The organism is Actinospica robiniae DSM 44927 (genome assembly GCF_000504285.1).
Classification (GTDB): Bacteria; Actinomycetota; Actinomycetes; order Streptomycetales; family Catenulisporaceae; genus Actinospica; species Actinospica robiniae.
This window is the reverse complement of the sequence record NZ_KI632511.1, coordinates 4,475,366-4,499,290: the sequence shown is the minus strand read 5'-3', so window position 1 is coordinate 4,499,290 and position 23,925 is coordinate 4,475,366. Positions and strand designations below refer to the sequence as shown.

Genomic DNA, 23,925 nt, shown 5'->3' with positions numbered 1-23,925 from the left:
ACCGTCAGAAACGCGGCAGGGTCGGGTCGTAGTCCGGGTCGACGCGACGCATATATGCAGTGTCGTCCCGGACGGTGCGGCCAGAGTCCAGATAGACCTGGTGCAACGCCTCCAACTTGTCTTCGTCGACCTCCACGCCGAGGCCCGGCCCGGTCGGCACCGCGAGCGAGCCCTCCCGGAACTCGAGCACGCCCGGGACCACCACGTCGTCGGCGGAATTCCACGGGTAGTGGGTGTCGCACGCGTAAGAAAGACGGGGAGTCGCCGCGGCCAGGTGGGTCATCGCGGCGAGGCTGACGCCGAGATGCGAGTTGGAGTGCATCGACAGGCCGAGGCCGAACGTCGCGCACATCCGGCCGAGTTCATGAGATCGTCGCAGGCCGCCCCAGTAGTGGTGGTCGCTCAGCACTATCTGCACGGCATCGCGCTGCAGGGCCGGCGGTACGGTCTCGAACGAAGTGACGCACATATTCGTCGCCAGCGGGAGCCCGCCCTCGCGTGCGACCGTCGCCATGTCGTCGAGGTCGAGCGTCGGGTCCTCGAGGTATTCAAGGACATCGGTGAGCTCGCCGGCGCCGCGGAGTGAAGTCTCGACGCTCCAGGCGCCGTTGGGGTCGATGCGCAGCGGCAGGCCGGGGAAGGCGGAGGCCAGCGCACGCATCGTGGCGATCTCGACGTCTGGCGGGAAGACTCCGGCCTTGAGCTTGACGGAGCCGAAGCCGTAGCGGTCGATCATGGTGCGGGCCTGCGCCACGATGCCGTCCGGATCGAGCGCGGCACCCCATTCGTCCGGCTCGCCGTCCTTGTGCGCCGCCCACTTGTAAAAGAGGTAAGCACTGTAGGGCACGGAATCCCGCACGCGTCCGCCGAGCAGCTCGGCGACACTCACCCCGGCGATCTTGCCCTGCGCGTCGTGGCAGGCGACCTCGAGGATGGCGAAGGTGCTGAGCCGGTCGCGAGCACTGGCTCCGCACGGCGCGAGCGCTGCGTCGATCGCGCGTTCTATACCGTTCAGATCAAAGGGGTTCAGCCCCAGCACGGCCTCGCGGACGCGGGCGAGGTTCGCGATCACGGACGCTTCACCGGAGCCCTCACCCCAGGCGACCACGGAGTCGTCCACGACCAGCTTGACGATGGTGCGCAGGGCGAGGGGCTCGTGCACGCCCCAGGAATTCAACAGCGGCGGATCGCGGAACGCGAGCGGGACGACGATGAGATCGGTGATGCGCACGGTGTCAGCCTCCGCTGGTCGTGCGCCGCACGAGGTCGCTGAGCTCGGCGAACTCGCCATCGGTCAGATCCTGCAGCGGGGCCCGGACGGGTCCGGCGTCGCGGCCGACGACCCGGAGCCCGGCCTTGACGATGGACACCGCGTAGCCCGGCACACGATTGCGGATGTCCAGGTAAGGCAGCAGGAACTCGCGGATGCCGCGGTACACGCCGTCCCGGTCCCCGGCGCGGACGCGACCGTAGAAATCCAGTGCGAACTCCGGGACGAAGTTGAAGATGGCCGACGAATACGTCGTCATCCCCAGCTGCAGCAGCGGCAGCGCGAAGGTCTCGGCCGTCGGCAGGCCGCCGATATAGGTCAGCCGCTCGCCGAGGCGTGCGTAGATCCGGGTGAGCTGCTCGATGTCTCCCACGCCGTCCTTGAAACCGACGAAGTTGAGGTGCCGGTCCGCGAGCACCTCGACCGTCTGGTCGTTGAGGACGCCGTTCGATCGGCTGTACACGACGACGCCGAGGTCGGTGGCGGAGCACACGGCGGAGACACGCGCGGCCAAGCCGTTCTGGCCGGATTCGGTCAGATACGGCGGGAACAGCAGGATGCCGGCGGCTCCGGCCTCCTGCGCGGATCGCGCCTGGGCGACCGCGGTCGCGGTGCCGCCCATCGCCGGTGCGACCACGGGAACCCGGTCGCCCACCTCGTCCACCGCGACCCGCACGACTCGCTCGACCTCCTCCGGCGTCAGCGAGAAGCCCTCGCCGGTACCACCCGCGGCGAACAGCCCGGCGACATCGAAACCGGCCTGCCAAGCCAGATGTTCGCGGTAACGGCCCTCGTCGAATTCGCGCTGGTCGTCGAAGGCCGTGACGGGAAAGGAAAGCAGACCACTGCCCAATTGCCGGGCGAAGGCGGTCGGAGTCCACGACATGGGGAGTCCTCATTCGCTCACGCCGTACGCGATGACGGATATCGCGACGGATCGGCGTCAGCGTAAGCAGGGCCGATCATGGCTGTCCAAGACCTAGAGTGGATGCTCTGATGCCTCGTGGGCATCGTCGCCGAGCCGGCGCAGCACGGCACGCACCCGCTTGAGCGACGGATTCGCCGACTCCCGCAACCAGATCGCGTGCAATTCCACCGGCGCTGGCACCGGCGTGAGCAGGGTCGCGAACCCGAGTCCTTCGATGCCGAGACGCTTGGCCGACTGCGGAACCAGAGCGATCCCGTGACCGGCCGCTACGAGCTGGACCATGGTGAGGATCTGGCTCACCACGTGCACGGTCTGGAAGTGATGGTCGGCGAGCACGCCGGACGCCATGTCGTAGAAGTACCGGGCCTTGGTCGGTGAGTACATGATGACGTCCTGGCCGGCCAGATCCTCGCCGGTCAGCGGACGGTCGACACGCAGCAGGGGATGCTCGCCCGGAAGAGCGACCACCAGATCCTCGCGGCGGATCAGCTCCGAGTCGAACCGCGTGTCGTCGAACGGCGGCCGGGCGAGCCCGAGATCGATGTCGCCGTTGGCCAGGGCGTGGACCTGCTCGACCGAGACGAGCTCGGTCAGCTCGATTTTCACGTTGGGCAGGGCCAGGCTCAGCTGGCTCAGCAGATCCCCGAGCAGCCGCAGCGCACTGCTGGCGGTGAAGCCCAGGCGGACCGACCCGCTCCAGCCGTCGGCCACCAGCCTGGCGGTGTTCGGCGCGCTCTGCGCCAGCTGGAGCAGCCGTTGTGCGTCCTCGAGGAAGGTCGCACCGGCCGCGGTGAGCCGCACCTGCCTGGCGTTTCGTTCGAGCAGCCGCACGCCGAGATCGGCCTCGAGCCGCTGGATCTGCCGGCTCAGCGGCGGCTGGGTCATGTTCAGCCGCGCGGCCGCGCGACCGAAGTGCAGTTCCTCCGCGACGGTCACGAAGCCCTGTACCTGATCGAGCGACAGCATGCCGGTATCCCCTCGGCTCCTGGCACGATGCAGAAGCGGTATCAACTAATTCAATATCGGTCTTGGACGTGAATCGTAGCGCGCTCCTAAGGTTGTGCGAGCCTCGGCGAGCTTCGCGTGACGCAAACCGCGACGAGCTGAGCCCCCACCCGATGATGAGGAGCGAGTATGAGGATCAGCGGATGACGACGGCGACAGCCGACACGGGCCCCGCCGTGCCGGCCGACGCGCGCCGGAGCGCACGCGCGAAACGCCGGCGCCGTCGAACTGTGCCGTTCTATTTTATCGTTCCAGCGGCGCTGCTGTACGGGTTCGTGGTCCTGTGGTCGAGCATCCAGGGCGTCGGATTCGCCTTCACCGACTGGAACGGGCTCGACCCGCACAAGAACTTCGTCGGGCTGGCGCAGTTCACGAAGGTCTTCCACGACCAGAAGGCGCTCTCCGCGCTCGGCCACTCGCTGCTGCTGGCCCTCGGCATCACCGTGGCCCAGAACCTGCTCGGACTGCTGCTCGCGCTCGGCGTCAACTCCCGGATCAAGAGCCGCAACGTGCTGCGGGTGTTCCTGTTCGCCCCCGCGGTGGTCACCCCGGTCGCGGCCGCGTTCGTCTGGCAGTACCTGCTCACGCCGAACGGCGTGGTCAACGAGCTGCTCCGGTCGGTCGGACTGGGTTCGCTGCAGCAGGACTGGTTCGGCAACCCGCACATCGCGCTGCTGTCCATCGGACTGATCGTGGTCTGGGAGTTCTCCGGATACTCGATGGTCATCTTCCTGGCCGGCCTGCAGGGCGTGCCGGAAGCCGTGATCGAGGCGTCCCTGGTCGACGGCGCCGGACCGTTCCGCCGGTTCTGGCACGTGGTCCGCCCCGAACTGGCCCCCGCGATCACCATCAACCTGATGCTGAGCGTGATCTCCAGTCTGAAGCTGTTCGACCAGGTGCAGGTCACCACCGGCGGCGGCCCGGGAGCGGCGACCGAGACGCTCTCGACCCAGATCTACAAGAACGTGTTCCAGTTCAACGAGTACGGCTACGGCATCGCCCTGGCCGTGGTGCTCACCGTCTGCGTGGCCCTCATCTCGGCGTTCCAGCACTGGGCCCTGAACAAGCAGAACGAATCAGGCGGCACCCGATGAAGAAGTACACCTCCCGGACGCTGGTCCTCGAAGCGGTCATGATCTGCGTGGGCTTGCTCTTTCTGGTCCCTCTTTACGTGCTGGTAAATGAATCGTTTAAATCGCCGGCGGACCTGTCCGGACCGCTGAGCCCGGCGACGCACCCGACCGGGCAGAACTACGTCCACGCCTGGAACGAGGCCGGCCTCGGGCACGCGCTGCTGATGAGCGTGCAGATCACCGTGTTCAGCACGGCCGTGCTGGTGTTCGTCTCGGCCATGGCCGCCTACCCGCTCGCCCGCAACACCCGGCGCTGGTCCTCGATCGCCTTCTACGGCTTCATGGTCGGGCTGCTGCTGCCGTTCCAGCTCGCGCTCATCCCGCTCTACATGACGATGCGCGACCTCGGGCTGCTCGGCTCCCCGCTGTCCCTGATCATCTTCTACTCGGGCCACCTCGCGCCCTTCTCGATCTTCCTTTACACCGGGTTCCTGCGCTCGCTGGCGCCCGAGTACGAGGAGGCCGCGGCCGTGGACGGCTGCGGAATCATGCACACGTTCTGGCGGATCGTCTTCCCCCTGCTCAGGCCGATCACCGGCACCGTGATCATCCTGAACATCCTGAACGTCTGGAACGACTTCTACACGCCGCTGCTGTACCTGAGCGGCTCCCCGAACACGACGGTGCCAGTCGCGCTCTACTCCTTCGTCGGCGAGTTCGTCAGCCAGTGGAATCTGGTCTTCGCCGGCCTCGTGATCAGCATCGCCCCGGTCCTGATCGTCTACTTCCTGATGCAGCGCACCATCATCAAGGGCTTCTCGAGCGGCCTCAAGGGCTGAACGAGTCAGGCACAACCCCGTCCGTACACCCAGACGCATTCCCCACCCTTGTTCAAGGAGGAACTCGTGGTATCCCGTCGTGCTCGTCTTGTCGCTCTGCCGATGGCCGCAGTCGCCGCTCTGAGTCTCAGTGCCTGCGGAACCAGTACATCCAGCGAATCCTCGCAGGACCTGACCGTCGCCACGGTCCAGAACGACAAGCCGGCCCTGCAGCCGATCGTCGACGCCTTCGAGAAGGCGCACCCCGGTGTCAAGGTCACTCTGACCTCGGCCGACACCAGCCCGTACCAGACCACGCTGCAGACGCAGCTGGTCGCCAATAACGGTCCCGACGTGTTCTACACCTACCCGGGTTCGGGCAACCCCGCCGCGGAGGGCCTGCTGGCCAAGGCCGGCTATCTCAAGGACCTGTCCTCCGAGTCGTTCGTCTCCCAGATCCCCTCGGGGATCCAGGACCTGACCAAGTACCAGGGCAAGACCTATGTGCGCCCGATGACCGTGGGCGGCATCGGCATGGTCTTCAACATGGACGCGCTGAAGTCGGCCGGCCTGACCGTGCCCGACACCTGGACCGGCGTGCTGCAGCTGTGCGCCAGCGCGAAGGCGCAGGGCAAGACCGCCTTCGCCCTCGGCGGCGGCACCATGTCGAACGTGCAATTCATCGACTACGCGCTGATCCCGTCGCTGGTCTACGCGAAGGACCCCTCCTTCAACCAGGAGATGTCGTCCGGCTCGGCGACCTTCGCCGGCTCGGCCGGCTGGCAGCAGGCGATGAACATGAATGTGGACATGGTCAAGGCGGGCTGCTTCGAGAAGGACCCGCTCGGCGTGCAGTACCCCGACGCGGCGAAGCTGGTCGCCTCCGGCCAGGCCTTCGGCATCGTGCAGACGCAGGGCGCGATCGCCCAGCTGCGCGTCGACAGCCCGAGCGGCAACTTCGAGCTGCACCCGTTCCCGGCCGGCGACAACCCGTCCGACACGTACCTGGCCTCGTCCATCGGCGCCGAGTACGCGATCAACGCGCACGCCAAGAACCCCACGCTCGCCCAGCAGTTCCTCGACTTCCTGTCCTCGGACGCCGAGGAGGACGCCTACGCGACCGCGGCCAACTCCGTCCCCGCGATCCAGAACGCCCAGAGCGCCATTCCGGCGTCGATCGCATCGATCGGCGAGTACCAGAAGGAGAACAAGACCTTCCCGTACCCGGACCCGTACTGGCCCAACGCGCAGGTGCAGCAGGCTCACCTGACCGGCATGCAGGAACTCCTGTCCGGCCAGGGGAGCGTGGCGGACGCGCTCAAGGGTATGGACTCCGCCTACAAGGGCTGAGCCCGAGCCCGCCGGCTGAGCAATAAGTACCTCTGATTCACACGAAGATCCGGTCCCGGACGGTCCACCGACCGTCCGGGACCGACCCACACGAGGAGAGTCCATGCAGCGCGTCTGCTTCCTGCTGAAGGTCCGTCCGGACCGCGTCGAGGAATACCGCTCGCGCCACCGCGAGGTGTGGCCCGAGATGCGCGAGGCTCTTTCGCGCACCGGGTGGCACAACTACAGCATTTTCCTGCGCGAGGACGGCATCCTCGTCGGCTACCTGGAAACCGAGGACTTCGACCGAGCCCGCGCCGAGATGGACGCCACCGAGGTCAATGCCCTGTGGCAGGCCGAGATGGCGGAGTTCTTCGAGGACCTCGACGGCACCGCCCCGGATGCCGCCATGCGCCCACTCACCGAGATCTTCCACCTCGCGTAAGCCGGCCCGCCACGCTGGCCGATCAGCTGTCGACCTGGGTCGGAGCGAAGCGGAATCCTTCCGCCGGCCGCTGTCCCACATCGCGTTCCCGTACATCTTCCTGGACGCGACCTACCGCAAGACCCGGGTCGATCATCGAATCGTCTCCCAAGCCGTGGTCATCGCCGCCGGCATCTCCGCCGACGGGCGCCGCGAGCTGCTCGGCTTCCAGGTCGGAGACAGCGAGGACGCCGCGTTGCGACCGAGTTCCTCAGAAGCCTGCGCCGACGCGGCCTGGGCGGGGTCAAGCTCGTCATCTCCGACGTCCACGCCGGGCTGCGTGCTGCCGTGAGCGCGGTCACGCACGGCGCGTCCTGACAGCACTGCCGGGTCCGCTTCGCCCGCAACCTGCTCACCCGCGTGGCCAAAGGCCACGGCGACGTCGTCGGTATCTTCCCCACCAGACGGGACGTCATCCCGCCGTGAGCGGCGGACTCCTTGACGCGTCGGACGTCAGCGGCTCTTGGAGCCAGCTATCCATTGCCCGCAGCGTTCGTCAGCAGTGGCGAGAAGCCCGCTATCGGATAGCAGCAATGATCAAGACCATTGCCAGGATCAGGATTGGCATGAGCGCCAGAAGCAGGATCGAGGTCACGAGCAGAATCCGAACGGTGCGGTCCGAGCACCCATGGCGACGTGGCGCGCCTGTGGCGAGCGGGGGAATGTGCTGCCACGGATCGTCCATGTGCCGCCCATCCCTTCCATCGTCGGCGCCGCGCTGCCGATGTCTGCTATGACGCATACGGCGAGGCCCGAACACGCTTCCCTCTGTACGCGCCGCTATGAAGTCCCCCTGCACGCGCCGCTATGAAAGTTTCATCAGCACCACGGCCACGATACTCGACGCGGGGATCAGGCCGTAGCTCTTCGAGTCGGTGCTCCGGACGCCGTCGCCGAGGACCGCGATCATGCCGCGGGGGACGAGAGGGCCGCCGCCGTCGATGGGGAAGCGGCGCACTTCGGGGGGGATCGGGTCGCCTTCGACGGCGGCGAGGCGCTTGATGGCGAGGGTGTCGATCTGATCGCCGGCGGTGACGCGGCGCAGGACCACACAGCGGCCGGTCTTGGCCAACCGCGGCCGCCGGGCGGCGAGGAGACGATCGCCCGGCGCGTAGGTCGGGCGCATCGAGTCGCCGGAGACCTCGATCACCACCGGCCTCAGTCCTACTGCGACGGCCAGGGCAGACAGGGCGGTGAGCGCGGCGGCGCGGCCCACGGTAGACGCGACCTTCATATTCCCTCCCGATTCTTCTGATCATCCCTCGAAGCAGGACGATAACCATCGATTATCAGTCTCCTGTCACAGTAAGTGAGAGCACTGATATTGACGGTAAAGCAGAACCCTGCATATGATAGTCCTTGCACGGGGTAAGCGCTTACAGATTACCGCAGCTCCAGGTCCGCGAGGATCGCGCCGGCTCGGTGCGGCTTTCGCGCAACCTCGATAAGGAGGTGAATACCATGGCAAATCCATTCAAGGTCATCGGGGACTCCCTGCTCGGCCGCCTCGTCCCCACGTGGCAGGCCAAGGCGGACCACTGCGTCCCCGTGAAGAACGTCAACGAGGGCTACTGCTGGGTCCAGTACGTACAGTGCACGGCATCGAACGGCGAGGCCTACTGCACGTTCAACATGTGCGATGGGAAGATACTCGCGTACGCCGGCATCTGCTAGTTCTGATCCCTGATTCACCCCGTCGTCCGCTCGCCACCGGTGGCGAGCGGACGACGGCAGGCGCCGTCGCATCCGCGGTGTGATCCGGCGCCGGCCGGGGCCGGGGTGGTGCCGCTTGGGCGGGGCCCTGTGACCGGCTCGCTCGCCCGGTTCTTCACCGATGCCGGTTGGCGACAACTGATTATCAACTTTCTGTCATTGGAAGTTAGAGCACTGATATTGACAGTAAAGCAGTGCCCTGCATATGATAGCTCTTGCACGGGGTAAGCGCTTACAGATTACTGCAGCTCCAGGTCCGCGAGGATCGCGCCGGTTCGGCGCGGCCTTCGCGCAACCTCAATAAGGAGGTGAATACCATGGCGAATCCATTCAAGGTCATCGGGGACTCCCTGCTCGGGCGCCTCGTTCCCACGTGGCAGGCCAAGGCGGACTACTGCCGCGTCGTGAGGAACGTCAACGAGGGCAGCTGCTGGGAGCAGTGGGAGCAGTGCGAGAAGCCGAGCGGCTACGTCTACTGCTACTACAACCTGTGTAGTGGACAGATCATCACGTACGCCGGCGTCTGCTAGTTCTGGTCCCTGATTCACCCCGTCGTCCGCCCGCCACCGGTGGCGGGCGGACGACAGCACGCGCCGTCGTGCTGAGACCGGCAGGAGGACTCATGTCGCTGTTCGCACTGTGCTTGCGGCTTGCGCTCGCCGGTGTATTCGGAGCTTCCGCGCTGGGCAAGGTTCGTACCTTGCGCTCGTTCGCTGACGCGCTGCGTGGATTCGCTCCTGTCTCCGTGCCCCGGTGGGCCGCCCGAACGCTCGCGGTCCTGCTCGCAGTGGTCGAGTTCTGTGTCGCCGTCGGCCTTCTCGTGCCGAGGACCGCGCGGCCGGCGCTCGTCGCCACTGAGGTCCTGCTCGGCGTCTTCATCCTGGTCATCGTGCGCGCCAGCCGTTCCAGGGTGCAGGCGACGTGCGCCTGTTTCGGCTCCGACGGGCGACGCCCGCTCGGCGCGCTTCATCTGTGGCGTGATCTGGCGCTGGCCGCGGCCGGGGTGGTGCCGCTGGTGCAGAGCCCTGCGACCGGCTCGTTTGCCCGATTCGCCTTCGCCTGCCTGCCGGCGGTCGTGGTCACCGTGCTGGTGGTGCGGTTAGAAGATCTCGCAGCCCTCTTCGACGCTCCGGATCCCGCGGCTCCCGGCGCGCCACGCGGAGCCTCGTACCTCGAGCCTCGAACATGACAGGTTTCTTCCATCACTCCGTCCCAGACCCCTGGAGGCCGCCATGTCCCCTATCCTGACCGTCGCGGTCATCCTGGTCGGCGCCCTCGGCGTGCTCAATCTCCTGCTGAGCCTGGCGATCGTGCGCAAGCTGCGCGGTTCGGCTCCGGCGAGCGAGCCGCCGGCCGTTTCGGGGTTGGCCCGGGGTGGGACGCTGCCCGATTTCGAGGCCACCGCGCGTGACGGCGCTGCGGCGACCAGTGCCATGTTCGCGGACGGCGGCCTGCTGATCTTCCTCCGGGCACGCTGCCCCTTCTGCTGGGAGAAGCTGTCCGCGATGGGCGCCTACGTCCACTCGACCGGCTTCGCGCCGGATCGCGTGTTGTTCGTCGTGATCGAAGACGGTGAGGTCTCGGCAGAACACTGGCAGGAACTGGGCTCGCTCGGTGTTGTCGTGGCCGAGAACCCTGGCGGCGCGTTGTCCGAGCGGTTCCAGATCCGCGCGACACCCGCCTATGGGTTCATCGGCCCGGGTGCGCTGATCGGTCCGTGGAGCACCGATCCGGCGGAACTGCCCCAGGTGGAGCGAGCGGGCACTCGCGGATGAGGCGGTCCGATTCCGCGGAGGCCGCCCCACGCATCGGTCACCGCGCCCCGGTCTCCGGGGGCGAGCTGCCTAGAGCCGGTGCGGCGGTGAACGCGGCCGTCCGCGCGATCGCGCTCGCCTGGCGCGAGAGCCCGTGGACACTGGGACTCAGCGTGCTGATCTCGCTGGCGGCGGGTGTGTCGATGCCCATCGCGGCCTGGGAGACGAAGGCCGTGCTCGACGCGATCAGCGGCCCCCACCCCGGCGGGCTGCCGGTGCGTGCGGCTGTGCTGGTGTGCGTCGCCGGAGTCGTGGCCACCGTCCTGCCGGTGGCCGGGAATTACCTTCAGGGCGCCGCTCGCCGCACGATCGCGCTGCGGGTGCAGGACGATTTGTTCCGTGCGGTCAACCGCTTCCAGGGTCTCGCGCGCTTCGAGGACCCCGCCTTCCAGGACCGGCTCCGGATCGCGCAGATGGGCGGTCTGCAGGCGCCCTCCCAACTGGTGAACTCGATCGTCGCGCTCCTCCGGAGCGCGATGACGATCGTCGGATTCGTCGCGGGCGCCGCGGCGGTCAGTCCGCCGGCCGCGGTGCTGGTCGTGGCGGCGGCCGTTCCGGGCATGTACGCGCAGATGGTCAGCGGTCGGCGCCGGGTTCAGGGCGTGTGGCGCAACGGGCCCGCGCTGCGACGCAGAATGCTGGCGCAGTCCCTGCTTGCCGATCCGCGAGCGGTCAAGGAGGTGCGCGCCTTCGGACTGGGGGACTTCTTCCGGGAGCGGGTGCACCGGGACCAGCGTCTGATCAACTCGGTCGAGCGTTCGATCGAGCTGCGCGTCGTGCGGACGCAGGCGCTGTGCGGGGCGGCCGGCGCGCTGCTGACGGCGGCGGTCACGGCTTGGGCGTTGTGGCGGGCCGCGAGCGGGCATTTCTCCGTGGGCGATGTCACCGTTCTGCTCAGCGCCACAGCCGGGGTGCAGGGCGCGCTGACGGGTTCGGCGGGCTCGGTGTCCGACGCCCACACGTCGGCATTGATGTACGCGAGTTTCCAAGAGGTGGCGACCGCCGGCCCGGATCTGCCGGTTCCGGTGCCTCCGCGCCGGCCGGCCCGGCTGGAACAGGGTATTGAGTTGCGCGACGTCTGGTTCCGCTATAGTCCGACGGCCGACTGGGTGCTGCGCGGGGTCGACCTGCGCATCCCGGCGGGCAGGTCGACGGCCGTCGTCGGGGAGAACGGCGCGGGCAAGAGCACTCTGGTCAAGCTCCTGTGCCGGATGTACGACCCGGTCCGCGGCAGCATCCTGTGGGACGGGGTCGACTTGCGAGAGTTCGAGCCGGGGGAGCTGAGGGAGCGGATCGGGACCGTGCTGCAGGATTTCATGTGCTACGACATGACCGCTCTGGAGAACATCGGTGTGGGCGACCTCGGTGCCGCCGATCCCGAGCGGTGCGAGGAGGCCGCGCGGCGCGCCGGTGTCCACGATTTCATCTCCGGGCTGCCGCGCGGCTACCACACGATGCTCTCCCGCATCCACGTGGAGGACGGCGGGGACGCCGACGAGGGAGTGGTGCCCTCCGGCGGCCAGTGGCAGCGCATCGCCGTCGCACGCGGACTGCTCCGCAGCGACCGCGACGTGCTCATCCTCGACGAACCCTCCTCCGGACTCGATCCCAGGGCCGAGGCGGAGGTACACCGGGTGCTGCGCGATCTGCGCCGCGGATCCGCGAGCCTGCTCATCTCGCACCGGCTCGGGGCCGTGCGGGACGCCGACGAGATCGTGGTGCTTGCGGGAGGACAGGTGGCCGAGCGCGGAACCCACGAGGAGCTTCTCGCCCTCGGCGGCGGATACGCCGAGATGTTCGAGACACAGGCCGAGGGATATCAGAGTACGACGGTTGTCGCCACCGCGGCGCCGACCACGGTCGCCGGGCGGGCCGGATGAGGCCGGCCGGCTCGTGGCGCGCCCGGGTTCCGTTCGTGCTGCTGCGGATGACGGCGTCCAGCGGCGTCGTGGCCACACTCGTGTTGATCTGCGTCACCGCGGCCGCGAGTTTCGGCGCGCTCGCCGCCTATGACGCGAGGATGTTGCGCAGCGCCGCGCAGCAGCAGCTGACGGCCGCGCAGCCGGTGGTGCTCATCCGCGGCGATCAGACCTCGTCGGCCGATCTCGCCACGCAGGCGGCGCAGTTGCGGGCGCAGGCTGCCGGGCTGCCGGTGGCCGGTTCGGTCACCGGCGCGGTCTCGCTCGACACGCTGGCCCTGCCGGATTCCACCTCGGCCAGCCCCCGGCAGGCCGTCGTCGCGTCGCTCGCCGGCATCGCCGCCCATGCGACGCTGACTTCGGGCCGCTGGCCCGAATCAGCAGTCGAGGATCAGGGCTCGAAGGCCATACCGGCCGCCGTGCCGGAGAACACCGCGAGCGCCCTCGGGCTCCATGTGAATAGTGTGCTGACTCTGCGGGAGACCGCGCCGGCCAGCCAGATCAGGCTTCTGATTACTGGGCTCTACCGGCCGCGAGAGGCGTCCGATCCGTTCTGGCAGCTGACCGGCGCGGGCGCGTCGGGGCTGGCGCGGGTCGGTCCGTTCAGTGCATACGGACCCTTCGACGTATCCGCCGGCGTGTTCGGAGGCGGCCCGCTCACCGCGAACCGGAGCGACTGGATCGTCCAGATCGCGCCCGCCGCCCTGGCCGCGGGCGATGCGCAGGCCGAGGAGCGAGCCGCCGAGGTGCTCGCCGCGCGCGTGCTGCAGTCGCCGGCTTTCGACCGCCCGCAGATCGCCGACGGTTTCCCGGCCGTGCTCGAGCAACTCGACACCGCTCAGCGGGTGGCCGCGTCAGCGCTCGAATGCGTCGGCATCGCCATCGCGGCACTGGCCTTCGTGGCGCTGGTGCTCGGCGCTCGTCCACTGGGCGGGCAACGCGCGGGCGAGGCCTCGATACTCGGGCTGCGTGGCCGGGCCCGCCCGCAGGCGCTGCGCGCGGACCTGGTCGAGGCGGTGTCCATCGGGGTGCTCGCGGTCATCGTGGGCGCACCGCTCGGCATCGGCTTCGCCGCGCTCGTCGATCATGACAAGCCGGCGAGCCTGCTGCGTTCCAGTACGTTCACCCGGCTCGGACCATGGGAGGCAGCAGCCGGCGCCGGCGCGCTCTGCGTGCTCGTGCTGCTGGTCGGTTCGCTGTCGCGGTTGCGCGCCAACGCCGGCGACGAGACCGCGGCGCGGCCCTCGCGGGTGCCCGGATTCACCAGAGCGGGCGTCGATATCGCCCTCCTGGCGCTCGCCGGGGCTGCCTGCTGGGAGCTGCGCGACGCGTCCGGAGCGTCCCCGCTCAACCTGTTGACGGTGCTCACACCGGCCTTGTGCCTGCTCGCGATCTCGGCACTCGCGCTGCGGCTGCTCGCGCTGCTCGGCCGGATCGGCGAGCGGGTGGTGGCGCGCGGCCGACGCCTGGGCGCCGCGCTGACGCTCTGGCAGATCGCCCGGCGGGCCGGGAGCCAGGCAGCGGTGACCGCGTTGGCCGTGCTCGCGCTCGGCTCCGGCACCTTCGCGATGATCGAGCACGCGTCGCTGGGCCGGTCGCTCGCCGATCAGAGCACGTATGCGGCGGGGGCCCAGGTCCGGATCGACCTGCCCGCCTCGACGGCCGAGGACGCGGCCGTGACCGCCGTCGAGGCGGACCACCAGGTTCGGTCGGCGACCCCGGTCGTGGCCGCCGGTGGTGCGGGGGGCAGCACCGTGCTCGGCCTCGACGCCGCCACCGCCCCCTCGACGGTGCTGCTCAGCCCGGATGTGTACACCGCGGCGACCCCGGATTCGCTCTTCAGCCCCTTGCGCACGAACGAGGCGCAGACTGCCGCGCTACCCGGCCGGGCGGAGCAGCTGACCGTGTCGGCGTCGCTGCGCGCGACGGTCTCCGCGGCCACCCTCACCCTCGTCGCCCAGGACGCGTGGGGCCGGGTCCTGAGCCTGGCGCCGCAAGCCCTGCCCGCGGACGGCATGTCGCACACGCTGGACTTCCCCGTCTCGCGCGCGGTCGTGTATCCCCTGCACCTGACGGCCGTGCGCATCGACTATCAGGCCCCTGCGGCGGCGAATGATGAAGGAGTGCTGACGCTGGGCCTGCCGAGCGGCACCGTCGCGGATCTCGGCTCCTGGGCCGGGACGGGCGAATCCGCGGCTCTCGCCGACGGCGTTCAAGTGCACCTGGAGGGTGCCGGACCGGCCGTGGCGGTTCCCGCCGCCGGCGCCGCGCCCACCCGCGTCGGGGACAGCTGGGCCTTCTCCTTCGAAACGGGATACGGCCAGGCAACGTCCTTTTCCACCGTGGGGTTGGTGACCACGGAGGTGAACGTGCCCGCGAAGGCGTCGATGGCCTTCGCCCCTTCGGCGCAGGCCCCGCTTCCCGCGCTGGCCACGGCGGCGTTCCTGAGTTCCACCCGGCTCGGCATCGGCTCCCAGTCGGAGATCTCGCCCGACGGTGTCTCGATACCCGTGCGCATCGTCGGGCGGGTGGCGGACTTCCCGACGGTCGACGCCTCAGCGCCGGGCGGCGCCCTCATCGTCGACGTCTCCGCGTTGCAGGCACGGCTGGTGGAGCTCGGTCAGCCGCCGCTCCCGCTCAAGAGCATCTGGCTCGACACCGCCGACGATGCCGCGCCCGCCGCGCTGCCCGCCGGCGCGTCGGTCGTCACCCTCGACAGCGTGCGCGCGAGCATGTCCGCCGACCCGGACGCGCAAGCCGTGCGCCGGGCCTACCTGGCGCTCGCCGCCGGCGCCGCGGTCCTGGCCGCGGTGGGGCTGCTCGGCGCGGTCGCCGCCGAACATCGCGAGCGGCGACGCCAGCGGGCCGTACTGGCCGCCCTCGGGCTCCCGGTCCGACGGGGCGTCGCCGTCCAGACCGCGGAACGTCTCACCACCGGGCTGGTGGCCGCGCTCGCGGGCGTCGTCGGCGGCTGGTTGGTCGCACGCGTCCTGACGCCGTTCCTGATCCTGACGGACGCCGGCGCCCGGCCGACCCCGGCGGTCGCCGACGTGGTTCCGCCGGGCCAGGTGGCGGCGTTGCTCGGCGTGGTCGTCGTGATCCCGGCGGTGGCCGCGGGCCTCGCCGCACTGCGTCGGCCCGACATCGTCGGGGCTACCCGGGAAGCCGAGGAATCATGAGCGCACTGCCACTGTGGCTGCGCAGGCGCAGCGCGCAGATCGCGGGAACCGCGACCGGGTCGGCCCTGGTGCTGATCCTGCTCGGCACCGCCGCGTCATTCGCCGCGACCGCGATCCCGCTCGAACGCTCGGCGACGCAGAACTCTGCTCTGCGTGCCCGGGTCGATCAGGGCGGCGCGGCGGCGAAGACGCTGCTCGCTCGAGGCGACTACGGCAACCTGCTCGCAGCCCTCGCGTCGGCGTCGGCCGACATGACGCCGACGCCCGACGACCTGGCGCTGCCGCAGTCCGCGCTCGCCGCACGCATCTCCGCCCTCGGCCTTCCGGTCTCGGCGGACCGGAACGCTTCGTGGACGGAGCTGGTCAGCGGCGAGGAGCCGGCCTACGTCGACGACGGCGCTCCCGTCCCGGTGCAGGCGCCGCTGCGCATCGCACCCGTATATCGCAGTAACCTGTCACAGATCGTCTCGGCGGTCGAAGGGACACTCCCCGATTCCGATCAGTTCGGGACGGACACGTCTTCCGCGCCGATCGGCTTCGATGTCGCGGTGACCGCCGCGACGGCCGAGCGCCTGCATCTCTCAGTGCACGACAAGATCGCGGTTCCGGCCAACGGCACCGACTCCACCCCGGCGCTCGAACTGACGGTCACGGCGATCGTGCGGCCCAGCGACCCCGGCTCGCCGTACTGGACCCAGGATCCGCTGGCCGCCACTGCCAACCGGGTGATCTCGCTCAGCGGCCCGGCTTACTGGGAGGCGGAGGTGTTCGTCGGTCCGGACGAGGCCGTCGACCTGGCGACGGCCATGATGCATCAGAACCCGTCGTTGTACTACGGCATCGGTCTCGACCTGCGGTCCGTGACGGCCGACGAGTCACCGAGGCTGATCGCGGGGCTCACCGCCGCGGTGAGCACGGCGCAGGCGCTGCCGCTGCCGCTGCCCGAAGCCGGCGGCGCGCAGGCTCCGACGGTCGGGCTCTCCCTGTCCGCCGGGCCGCTCCCGCTGCTGCAGGAGTTCGTCCAGCAGCGCCAGACCGTGCAGAGCCTGCTCGATCTCGTGCTCGGCTCGCTCAGCGCCCTCGGGCTCGTCGTGCTGCTGCTGTGCGTGTGGCTTTTCACCGCACGGCGCACCGAGGAGTTCCGACTCCTGCGCGTCCGCGGCGCCTCGAGCCGCCAACTGGTCGGCCTGGCGGCACGGGTCGCGATGGTGGGACTAGCGCCGTGCGTGCTCGGATTCGTCCTCGGCGTCGTCGTCGTGCCGGGAGCGCCGAGCCCCGCGTCCTCGTGGTGGCTGCCGGCGATCGCGTCGGCTCTCGCGTTGGCGGGCCCGGCCCTGGCCGTGGCCGGGGACGGCGCCTTGCTGGTGTACCGGCGGGGGCGCCGCGGCGCCGGCGTGCGCAGCGGCGAACCGGTGCGCCGATCCCGGTTCCGGGCCGCGCGCGGCGTGCACCGCCCGGCGGCCCGAGTGGTCGGTTACAGCACGCTGGTCCTGCTCTGCGTCGGCGGACTCGCGACACTGCGCGCCTATGGCGACACCGCAGCCGGGCCGCTCGCGATCGTCGCGCCGTTCCTGCTGGCGGTGGTCCTCGCCGCCGCCATCCGGTTCCTGACGCCCGTGGCGATGCGCGCGGTGAGCCGGGTCGCGACGGCGAGGGGCGGCACGGTGTCGTTCGTGGCGGCCGCGCGCGCTGCGCGCGGGATCCCGGCCGCGCTGGCGCCGTCGTTCATCCTCGTTCTCGCCCTCGCGGTGGTCGCCCTCGCGTCGATGTCCCGCGCGACCATCACGGCGGCGGAGAACTCGGCGTCCTGGGCGCAGACCGGTGCCGACGTGCGGATCACCGCGCCGGACAACGGATTTTCGAACGCGGCGGTCGACGCCCTCGAACACGTCGACGGCACGTCACGCGCCGTGGCCGCGCGCGTCTTGTACACCGGTGCGTTCACGCTCGCGTCCGACCAGTGGGCCGCCCCGCAGGACACCGTGCTGCTCATCGTCGATCCGGCCCGCTACCGTGACCTGACGGCGACGACGCCGGTCACGCAGATGCCCGACATACCAAGCGCCGCGGCCGGCCGGAGCGGCACGGTCCTCGCCTCCGCTCCCGTCGCGACGGGGCTAGCCGGCACGCCCACCCTGGCGATGTACGGAAAGAGCATCCCGGTGACGGTCGGCGCGGCCGGAACGAGCACCGCGGCGTTGCCGGGAACCGCGGACTTCGTGATCGTGCCCGAAAACGTGGTGCCGGCCGCTGCGCTCGCGCTCGTCCCCGTGAACACGATCCTGATCGACGGGCCGGTCGACCAGACGAAGCTCGCCGAGACCGTGCGCGCCCGCGCCCCGGGCTCGTCGGTGGTTCTGCGCAGCGCGGCGCTGGCCACGCTGGCGGCGTCCCCGTTCCAGTCCGGCACGAAAGAACTGGCCGAGGCCGCGCTGTTCGCCGCGCTCGCCTTGGCGCTCGTCGGCGTGCTCGCCGGCGCGGCGCTCACGGCCCGGGCGAGAGAGACCACGCTCGCCCACCTGGCCACCTTGGGACTGACGGAACGCCAGGGACTGATGCTGGTATGGCTCGAGGCGCTGCCGGGACTGGTCGCGGCGATCGTGGGCGGCGTCGCGTGCACGGTGTTGACCAGCCTGATCGTCGGCTCGTCCATCGATCTCTCGGTCTTCACCGGCTCGAACCAGCCCGTGGCGCTGCGGGCCGCCCCCGGCGCGCTCGTCGTGGCCGCCGGCGCGATCGCCGTGACAGCGCTGCTGGCCCACAGCGTCGACGCGATGGCGGCGCGGCGCCGGGGCGTGACCGCGGCCTTGCGGGTGGGGGAGCAGTGACGATGGGAGGAATCGAGCGGATGACCGAGTCGGAGATCCTGGTAGGCGAAAGCCTCGAGCAGCTCGGCGCGCAGGCGCGCGCGCCGAGGGAGGTGGCCGAGGCACGTGCACCCGGCACGCTGGTCCACTGCGACCGCGTCGTGCGTATATATATGGCCGACGGCGTGGAAGTCCAAGCCCTGCAGGGCCTCGACTTGACCGTGGCGGAAGGCGAGCTGACCGCGGTGGTCGGCGTCTCGGGCAGCGGCAAGTCGACGTTGCTGCGCATCCTCGGCGGCCTGGATCAGGCCACGGCCGGCACGGTCGAGGTGGCCGGGCGCGATCTCGCCGCTTTCTCGGCCGCCGACTGGCTGGACTACCACCGGCGCACCGTCGGCTTCGTCTGGCAGAAGACCTCGCGCAACCTGGTGCCGTACCTGACGGCGGCGCAGAATGTGGCACTGCCCATGAAGTTCGCCGGTCTCGGCCGCGCGGCCCGCCGGGTTCGTGCGCTCGAACTGCTCGAGGCGACCGGCATCGCCTATTGCCGGGACCGCACACCGCAGCAGCTGTCCGGCGGGGAGCAGCAGCGGACCGCGATCGCGACCGCGTGCGCGAACAACCCGAAGCTGCTGCTGGCCGACGAGCCGACCGGCGAGTTGGACTCGGCGACCGCGGCCGAGGTCTTCGCGGCGCTCCGCGCGGTCAACAGCGAACTCGGCACGACGATCCTGATCGTCACCCACGACGAGAGCGTGTGCGAGCAGGTGCCGCGCACCGTCGCCATCCGCGACGGGAGGATCAGCACCGAGACGCTGCGGACGCTGAGTGCGCCGGACGCCGAGGATCCGGTGCGTCCCTCGACGGTCGAATACGCCGTGCTGGACCGCGCCGGGCGGCTTCAGCTGCCGGAACGGATGGTCAGCCGGCTGGAGCTGCGCGATCGCGTGCGGCTTGAGGAGGAGCCGGACTACATCGCCGTACGGCCCGGACAGGCGGACGGCGCAATAGATCAGAACCTTGACGAGAACCCCGAGGAGGACCGGTGAGCCGTGCGTATCCCGAGGCCGATCCGGGCCAGCTGCGGTCGGCCACGCCGCCCGTCGTCGAGGCCCGGGAACTGGTGCGCACCTACGGCTCCGGGCGGACAGAGGTCAGGGCCCTGCAAGGGGTGACGTTCGACCTCGCCCCCGGCTCCCTGACCGCCGTGCGTGGCCGCTCCGGTTCGGGCAAGACGACGCTACTCAACCTCATCGGCGGCCTCGACCGTCCGACGGCGGGCACGGTCCGCGTCGACGGAACGGACCTCGCGGGCCTGTCCGAAACCGGCCTGCGCGCGCTGCGCCGCTCCACGGTCGCGTTCGTCTTCCAGACCTTCGGGCTGCTCCCCTTCCTGACCGCGGCGGAGAACGTCGGCATCCCGCTGCGCATGGCCGGCCTGCCGCGCCGCGAGCGCGAGGAACGCGAACAGCTGCTCCTCGACGTCACCGGTCTAGGCGGCCAGGCACGGCAGCGCGCGAACGAGCTCTCCGGCGGCCAACAGCAACGCGTGGCGATCGCCCGCGCCCTCGCCTCGCGTCCGCGCCTGCTCATCGCCGACGAGCCGACCGGCCAGCTCGACCGGAGTTCGGCCCGCCAGATCATGGCGCTGCTGAAGACCGTGGTGCGCTCCGAAGGCGTCTCGGCCCTCGTCGCGACGCACGACCACGCCATGCTCGACCTCGCCGACGAGGTGCTGACGCTCCGCGACGGCCGCATCGAAGAGGCCTGAAGCCCGGGGTGGGCTGGGGTTTCAAGATTTCGCCTCCGGCGCGGGCCCTTCCCTCGGAGAGAGTGCCGGGGCTGCGTGGTCGCTGGTGTTGGTGGGGCGGGCTGGGGTTTGGGGTGGTGGGGTTGCGGGGGTGTGCTCTCTCCTCGGTTGGTCCCCGGAGGCAATCAGGGACCTGTCGGGAGGTCAAGCGGCGGTGATTTGTGCTCATGTTCGATTTTGCATGGCGCCGCTTGACCTCCCGGCAGGTCCCTGATCGGGCTTCGCCTGCCCGACCGAGGAGAGAGCCCACCCCCTGGGGGAGTGGTGCGAGCTGCGCTCGGGCCGAGTCCCGGCCTGTGGCCCGGCCGCGCTCGATCCGGAAGAATCCTGCATCGCCGTTCTGGGCTGCTCTTTCTCTCTACTCCTTCAACGCCGGGGAGCGCGCCCGAGTGCCCGGAAATCTCCGGTATTTTTGCTTTTCCGGCAAAAGGTGAATGTGCGGTTTTTGTCGGTGGTGGCGTCTAGCATGGAAGAGTACGAGGGTCGGGGTTTGTGACGGGGCGGGGTGGCTGGGCAGATGGTGTCGGGAGTGGTGCAGGATTTCCCCTCGGGGTGCGACCGGGCTGCGCGATGCTGTGCAGTGCGTGAGCACCGGGTGGGTCAGATCAGGGTGATGCAGAATTTTTCCGCGTCGGGCGCGGCCGGCGTGCGGGTTTCTGCCGCGAGGTCCGGGATCGAGGCGGATCGGACCATGGCGATGCACGATTCAGCAGCAGGCGCGGCCGGACCACTGACCGTTCGCACGGATCAAGGACCGGGATGGCCGGACCAGCTCGATGCAGGATCCTTCCGCATCGAGCACGGCCCGGCGTGCGGGATTCTGCAGCGAGGTCTGGGATCGGGGTGGATCACACCAAGGCGATGCAGGACTTCACATCAGGCGCGACCCGGGCACCGACGCCCTCGTGCGGATCGAGGATCGGGATGGCAGGGCCACGGTGATGCAGGATTCTTCCGGATCGAGCGCGGCCGGGCCACGGGATGGGACCCGGCCCGAGTGCAGCTCGCACTGGACCTCAGGGGGTGGGCTGAGACGAAAGTATGGCGAGTTTGCAGGTCGGCTTAGGTGGTCGTTTTAGGTTGTGGGGGTGGGGTGGATTTCGATGGTGGCGCCGATGGAGCGGGCGAGGGCGTGGATGCGGCGGGTGATCTTGTCGGGGTCGCGGCGGGCGAAGTAGTCGGGGCCGAGTTCTCGGTAGGGGACTTTGTCGTGGAGGATGAACCAGATCGCGATAGCGATGTCGTGCATGATCGCGACTTGGGCTTTGCGGGAGTCCATGTGTCCGCGTAGTCGGTGGTAGCGGGCGTTGAGGTAGGTGCCCTTGTGTCCCATGACGGTGAACGCGGCGATGCCCAGGAGTCGGCGCATGGCGCTGTTGCCGTCGGCGGGTCGGGCTTTGCGTTTGATTCCGGCTGATTCGTTGTGTCCGCCGGCGACTCCGAGCCAGGAGGAGAGGTGGCCGGGGGTGGGGAAGGCGTTCATCTCGTGTCCGAGTTCGGAGACGATGATCTGCGCGCCGGTGGTGTCGATGCCGGGGATGGTGGTGAGGTTGCGGACGTCCTGGTGTTTGTCGGGCTGGTCGAGGAGTTGCGCGATCCGTTCGTCGAGGGCGCGGATCTTGCCGGTGTAGTGGTCGATCTCTTCGAGGTGGTCGGCTACGAGGTAGCCGTGGTGGTCGGTGAAGTAGCCCGTGAGGGCCTCGGTGAGTTGTTCGTGGCCGGCTTTGATCCTGGGGTCCGCGAGCCGCGCGAGTATGGCGGGGTCCCGGGTGCCGGCGACCAGGGCTTGGAGGATGGTGCGTCCGGTCGTGCCGGTGAGGCTGCTGATGACGCTGGAGAGTTTTACGCCGGTGTCCTCGAGTGTCTTCTCCAGCCGTTGGACCTCGCTGCCGCGCAGCGAGGTCAAAGTGGTGCGTCGCCTGGTCAGATCGCGTACCTCGCGTACCGGTTCGGGGGGGATGAACGAGCCGCGCAGGTTTCCGGCGGCTGCTTGACGGGCGAGGAACGCCGCGTCCGCCCGGTCGGTTTTGCGCCCTTTGAGGATTTTGACGTGAGCTGGATTGACCAACAGGACCTCGACCCCGGGCAGGGTGCCTTGAAGGATCCAGCAGACCGGGCGCCAGTAGTCTCCGGTCGCCTCCATCGCCACGATCTCCACCCGCGCGTCCTCCAAGCGGTCGCGCAAGGCAAGGATCTGTGATGTGATCGTCGTGTAGGTGAGCTGTTCGAGATCCACCGCCCCGCCGCGGCCCGGGGTCCGGATGCATACCGACATCACGCGCTTGCCCAGATCGATCCCCGCGGCTCTACGGTAGGTGTGCTCCTGCTCCATCGCATCCCCTCTCGCCGTGCGGCCCGTGGGAGAGCCCACCGGCGCCGTGTCACCCCGGTGGAGCGCAAGGACACACCCTAGGCTGAGACACGCGCTTCGCGGCGATGCCCGCACCGCCGTCTGCGGCAATACAAAGTCCTTATACAGCGCTCCCCGGCCAGCCTCTCGATCGCGAGCTCATCACACTTCATACCCACACCGACCTGAACCGGGGCGACAAGAAACACTTTCCCACCGACAGGGTGAGGCCACGAGCCCCCGAGCCCTCTCTCCTCGGTCGGGCAGGCGAAGCCCGATCAGGGTTCTGTCGGGAGGTCAAGCGGCGCGATACAAAATCCGCCATCAGCGCAGGCCGCCGCCGCTTGACCTCCCGGCAGGTTCCTGATTGCCTCCGGGGACCGACCGAGGAGAGAGCACAGCCCCGCAACCTCACCATCCCGAACCCCAGCCCGCTCCGCCAACCACACCACCCCACAGACCCCGGCACTCTCCGAGGAAGGGCCCGCGCCGGAGGCGAGATCTTGAAACCGCAGGCCGCCCCGCCGACGCAACGGGTGGGTGGGTGGAGAGATGAAACCGTGGGCGAAGCGAAGCGCCGCCCGCAGTCCGATGACCACCCCGCCCCGACAGGCCACTATGCCCTCGAGCAATCCGCCGATCATAAACCACCGATGAAGATGCGTGGCGCGTACTGCGTGGACAAGGATGTTGCCGCGCTGGCGGTGCTGCGCAATGACGATGACCGGTGGGCGGCACGGCTGCGTCGCCCACAGGAGTATCGCCGCACGTGGTCGGCGCTGGCTTTGCGGGACGAGCCACGAGTGATCAAGCATGAGTATCATTACGCGGACTATCTGGCAGGAGGGGGTCCGCGAATGACGCGTGAAGGGACTGTGGTGAACGAATCGCCTGAGCAGGTGGTGCCGACCGCGCTGCGGCGGGTATTCATGGCCGTCGGCGTCGCCTCCGGCATCGCACTCGTGGTCGTCGTGGCGATCTTCGTGCTCGCCAGAGTTCACGTCCACGAGAACCGCGACGCCACACAGGCGAACGAGTCGGCGGCGGCCGTCAAGGCCACTGCCACGGCTCGCTCGTTCTACCAGCGGTTGCTCGCCGCGGAAGCGTCGGGTCCGCTCACCGCCGGGCAGCTGGAGGCGATGAGCCATGGCATCGGCATCGCCGTGCAGTCCCCGGTCGCCGACGGAGACAGTGTGCTCGTCGACTTCCGCGTCTCGCAGGGCTACGTCCGGGCGGGCGAATTCGAAGGCGGCGAAGGCGTGGTGCAGCAGTGTTACCGCGCCACCTTGTCGGCGCCGGGCAGGACGAGCGGCATGAACTTGCTGGACCCGACGTCCTGCTTCACCACCACATACTGACGTGGCTGGGCGAGCGGAAACGTCACTCGGCACCGGTTGACCGAAACGCGCCACACCCTCGTCCTACG

19 protein-coding genes and 1 pseudogene are annotated in these 23,925 nt (G+C 69.3%); 15 read left to right on the top strand and 5 right to left on the bottom strand.

Features of this window, described 5'->3' with window-relative positions; genetic code table 11:
• Nucleotides 1–4: 4 nt before the first annotated feature.
• The 3 genes from ACTRO_RS19015 to ACTRO_RS19005 all read right to left on the bottom strand — a co-directional run bounded on the left by ACTRO_RS19015 (nucleotide 5) and on the right by ACTRO_RS19005 (nucleotide 3,164).
• The gene (locus ACTRO_RS19015; protein ID WP_034264828.1) at nucleotides 5–1,231 is read right to left on the bottom strand and encodes an enolase C-terminal domain-like protein; all 1,227 of its coding nucleotides are present in this window, start codon (nucleotides 1,229–1,231) and stop codon (nucleotides 5–7) included.
• 4 nt (nucleotides 1,232–1,235) lie between these two features.
• Nucleotides 1,236–2,156, bottom strand: coding sequence for a 5-dehydro-4-deoxyglucarate dehydratase (gene kdgD / locus ACTRO_RS19010; protein WP_034264825.1), 921 nt, complete (start codon nucleotides 2,154–2,156; stop codon nucleotides 1,236–1,238).
• A gap of 93 nt (nucleotides 2,157–2,249) precedes the next feature.
• Nucleotides 2,250–3,164, bottom strand: coding sequence for a LysR family transcriptional regulator (locus ACTRO_RS19005; protein WP_034264822.1), 915 nt, complete (start codon nucleotides 3,162–3,164; stop codon nucleotides 2,250–2,252).
• Between the two features lie 182 nt (nucleotides 3,165–3,346).
• On the opposite strand from ACTRO_RS19005, the gene ACTRO_RS19000 reads away from it, so the two are divergent.
• The 5 genes and pseudogenes from ACTRO_RS19000 to ACTRO_RS45860 all read left to right on the top strand — a co-directional run.
• Nucleotides 3,347–4,297 (top strand): carbohydrate ABC transporter permease, encoded by a 951-nt coding sequence (locus ACTRO_RS19000; RefSeq protein WP_034264819.1) that lies wholly within the window; start codon nucleotides 3,347–3,349, stop codon nucleotides 4,295–4,297.
• Nucleotides 4,294–5,115, top strand: a complete 822-nt coding sequence (locus ACTRO_RS18995; protein WP_034264816.1) for a carbohydrate ABC transporter permease — start codon at nucleotides 4,294–4,296, stop codon at nucleotides 5,113–5,115. Before ACTRO_RS19000 ends, ACTRO_RS18995 begins: the two co-directional genes overlap by 4 nt.
• Nucleotides 5,116–5,217: 102 nt before the next feature.
• The gene (locus tag ACTRO_RS18990) at nucleotides 5,218–6,444 is read left to right on the top strand and encodes an ABC transporter substrate-binding protein (RefSeq protein WP_051451054.1); all 1,227 of its coding nucleotides are present in this window, start codon (nucleotides 5,218–5,220) and stop codon (nucleotides 6,442–6,444) included.
• 103 nt (nucleotides 6,445–6,547) lie between these two features.
• Nucleotides 6,548–6,868 (top strand): L-rhamnose mutarotase, encoded by a 321-nt coding sequence (locus tag ACTRO_RS18985; RefSeq protein ID WP_034264811.1) that lies wholly within the window; start codon nucleotides 6,548–6,550, stop codon nucleotides 6,866–6,868.
• A 43-nt stretch (nucleotides 6,869–6,911) separates the two neighbouring features.
• Nucleotides 6,912–7,294 (top strand): annotated as a pseudogene (locus tag ACTRO_RS45860) (transposase); the annotation flags it as partial.
• A 418-nt stretch (nucleotides 7,295–7,712) separates the two neighbouring features.
• Here the strand turns inward: ACTRO_RS45860 and ACTRO_RS18980 are convergent.
• On the bottom strand, nucleotides 7,713–8,141 hold the full coding sequence (locus ACTRO_RS18980) for a S26 family signal peptidase (protein ID WP_051451053.1): 429 nt from the start codon (nucleotides 8,139–8,141) through the stop codon (nucleotides 7,713–7,715).
• Nucleotides 8,142–8,368: 227 nt separating this feature from the next.
• Here ACTRO_RS18980 and ACTRO_RS18975 point away from each other — a divergent pair, with 227 nt between their 5' ends.
• The 9 genes from ACTRO_RS18975 to ACTRO_RS18935 all read left to right on the top strand — a co-directional run bounded on the left by ACTRO_RS18975 (nucleotide 8,369) and on the right by ACTRO_RS18935 (nucleotide 20,110).
• The gene (locus tag ACTRO_RS18975) at nucleotides 8,369–8,581 is read left to right on the top strand and encodes a hypothetical protein (protein WP_157436331.1); all 213 of its coding nucleotides are present in this window, start codon (nucleotides 8,369–8,371) and stop codon (nucleotides 8,579–8,581) included.
• A gap of 356 nt (nucleotides 8,582–8,937) precedes the next feature.
• The gene (locus ACTRO_RS18970) at nucleotides 8,938–9,150 is read left to right on the top strand and encodes a hypothetical protein (protein WP_034264805.1); all 213 of its coding nucleotides are present in this window, start codon (nucleotides 8,938–8,940) and stop codon (nucleotides 9,148–9,150) included.
• A 92-nt stretch (nucleotides 9,151–9,242) separates the two neighbouring features.
• Nucleotides 9,243–9,809, top strand: coding sequence for a MauE/DoxX family redox-associated membrane protein (locus ACTRO_RS43550; RefSeq protein WP_051451052.1), 567 nt, complete (start codon nucleotides 9,243–9,245; stop codon nucleotides 9,807–9,809).
• A gap of 43 nt (nucleotides 9,810–9,852) precedes the next feature.
• A complete protein-coding gene (locus ACTRO_RS18960) occupies nucleotides 9,853–10,395 on the top strand; it encodes a redoxin domain-containing protein (protein ID WP_034264800.1) in 543 nt (180 codons plus the stop codon).
• 86 nt (nucleotides 10,396–10,481) lie between these two features.
• The gene (locus tag ACTRO_RS18955; protein WP_211244334.1) at nucleotides 10,482–12,314 is read left to right on the top strand and encodes an ABC transporter ATP-binding protein; all 1,833 of its coding nucleotides are present in this window, start codon (nucleotides 10,482–10,484) and stop codon (nucleotides 12,312–12,314) included.
• A complete protein-coding gene (locus ACTRO_RS18950; protein ID WP_034264796.1) occupies nucleotides 12,311–15,532 on the top strand; it encodes an FtsX-like permease family protein in 3,222 nt (1,073 codons plus the stop codon). Before ACTRO_RS18955 ends, ACTRO_RS18950 begins: the two co-directional genes overlap by 4 nt.
• On the top strand, nucleotides 15,529–18,360 hold the full coding sequence (locus ACTRO_RS18945; protein WP_034264793.1) for a hypothetical protein: 2,832 nt from the start codon (nucleotides 15,529–15,531) through the stop codon (nucleotides 18,358–18,360). Before ACTRO_RS18950 ends, ACTRO_RS18945 begins: the two co-directional genes overlap by 4 nt.
• Before the next feature lie 20 nt (nucleotides 18,361–18,380).
• Nucleotides 18,381–19,388 (top strand): ABC transporter ATP-binding protein, encoded by a 1,008-nt coding sequence (locus ACTRO_RS18940; protein ID WP_051452434.1) that lies wholly within the window; start codon nucleotides 18,381–18,383, stop codon nucleotides 19,386–19,388.
• The gene (locus ACTRO_RS18935) at nucleotides 19,385–20,110 is read left to right on the top strand and encodes an ABC transporter ATP-binding protein (RefSeq protein WP_245594421.1); all 726 of its coding nucleotides are present in this window, start codon (nucleotides 19,385–19,387) and stop codon (nucleotides 20,108–20,110) included. Before ACTRO_RS18940 ends, ACTRO_RS18935 begins: the two co-directional genes overlap by 4 nt.
• Before the next feature lie 1,114 nt (nucleotides 20,111–21,224).
• Here the strand turns inward: ACTRO_RS18935 and ACTRO_RS18930 are convergent.
• Entirely contained in the window at nucleotides 21,225–22,481 is a 1,257-nt protein-coding gene (locus ACTRO_RS18930; RefSeq protein WP_034263443.1) for an IS110 family RNA-guided transposase, read from the bottom strand.
• A 578-nt stretch (nucleotides 22,482–23,059) separates the two neighbouring features.
• Here ACTRO_RS18930 and ACTRO_RS47350 point away from each other — a divergent pair.
• Nucleotides 23,060–23,857, top strand: a complete 798-nt coding sequence (locus ACTRO_RS47350; RefSeq protein WP_157436330.1) for a hypothetical protein — start codon at nucleotides 23,060–23,062, stop codon at nucleotides 23,855–23,857.
• Nucleotides 23,858–23,925 lie beyond the last annotated feature (68 nt).

Excerpts from the sequence above, each read along its gene's own strand:
- ACTRO_RS43550 (WP_051451052.1), top strand. The coding sequence starts at position 9,243 with ATGTCGCTGTTCGCACTGTGCTTGCGGCTTGCGCTCGCCGGTGTATTC.
- ACTRO_RS18995 (WP_034264816.1), top strand. The coding sequence starts at position 4,294 with ATGAAGAAGTACACCTCCCGGACGCTGGTCCTCGAAGCGGTCATGATC.
- ACTRO_RS19005 (WP_034264822.1), bottom strand. The coding sequence starts at position 3,164 with ATGCTGTCGCTCGATCAGGTACAGGGCTTCGTGACCGTCGCGGAGGAA.
- ACTRO_RS18940 (WP_051452434.1), top strand. The coding sequence starts at position 18,381 with ATGACCGAGTCGGAGATCCTGGTAGGCGAAAGCCTCGAGCAGCTCGGC.
- ACTRO_RS18960 (WP_034264800.1), top strand. The coding sequence starts at position 9,853 with ATGTCCCCTATCCTGACCGTCGCGGTCATCCTGGTCGGCGCCCTCGGC.
- ACTRO_RS18945 (WP_034264793.1), top strand. The coding sequence starts at position 15,529 with ATGAGCGCACTGCCACTGTGGCTGCGCAGGCGCAGCGCGCAGATCGCG.
- ACTRO_RS18990 (WP_051451054.1), top strand. The coding sequence starts at position 5,218 with ATGGCCGCAGTCGCCGCTCTGAGTCTCAGTGCCTGCGGAACCAGTACA.
- ACTRO_RS18975 (WP_157436331.1), top strand. The coding sequence starts at position 8,369 with ATGGCAAATCCATTCAAGGTCATCGGGGACTCCCTGCTCGGCCGCCTC.
- ACTRO_RS19000 (WP_034264819.1), top strand. The coding sequence starts at position 3,347 with ATGACGACGGCGACAGCCGACACGGGCCCCGCCGTGCCGGCCGACGCG.
- ACTRO_RS18970 (WP_034264805.1), top strand. The coding sequence starts at position 8,938 with ATGGCGAATCCATTCAAGGTCATCGGGGACTCCCTGCTCGGGCGCCTC.
- ACTRO_RS18980 (WP_051451053.1), bottom strand. The coding sequence starts at position 8,141 with ATGAAGGTCGCGTCTACCGTGGGCCGCGCCGCCGCGCTCACCGCCCTG.
- kdgD (WP_034264825.1), bottom strand. The coding sequence starts at position 2,156 with ATGTCGTGGACTCCGACCGCCTTCGCCCGGCAATTGGGCAGTGGTCTG.
- ACTRO_RS18950 (WP_034264796.1), top strand. The coding sequence starts at position 12,311 with ATGAGGCCGGCCGGCTCGTGGCGCGCCCGGGTTCCGTTCGTGCTGCTG.
- ACTRO_RS18930 (WP_034263443.1), bottom strand. The coding sequence starts at position 22,481 with ATGGAGCAGGAGCACACCTACCGTAGAGCCGCGGGGATCGATCTGGGC.
- ACTRO_RS18985 (WP_034264811.1), top strand. The coding sequence starts at position 6,548 with ATGCAGCGCGTCTGCTTCCTGCTGAAGGTCCGTCCGGACCGCGTCGAG.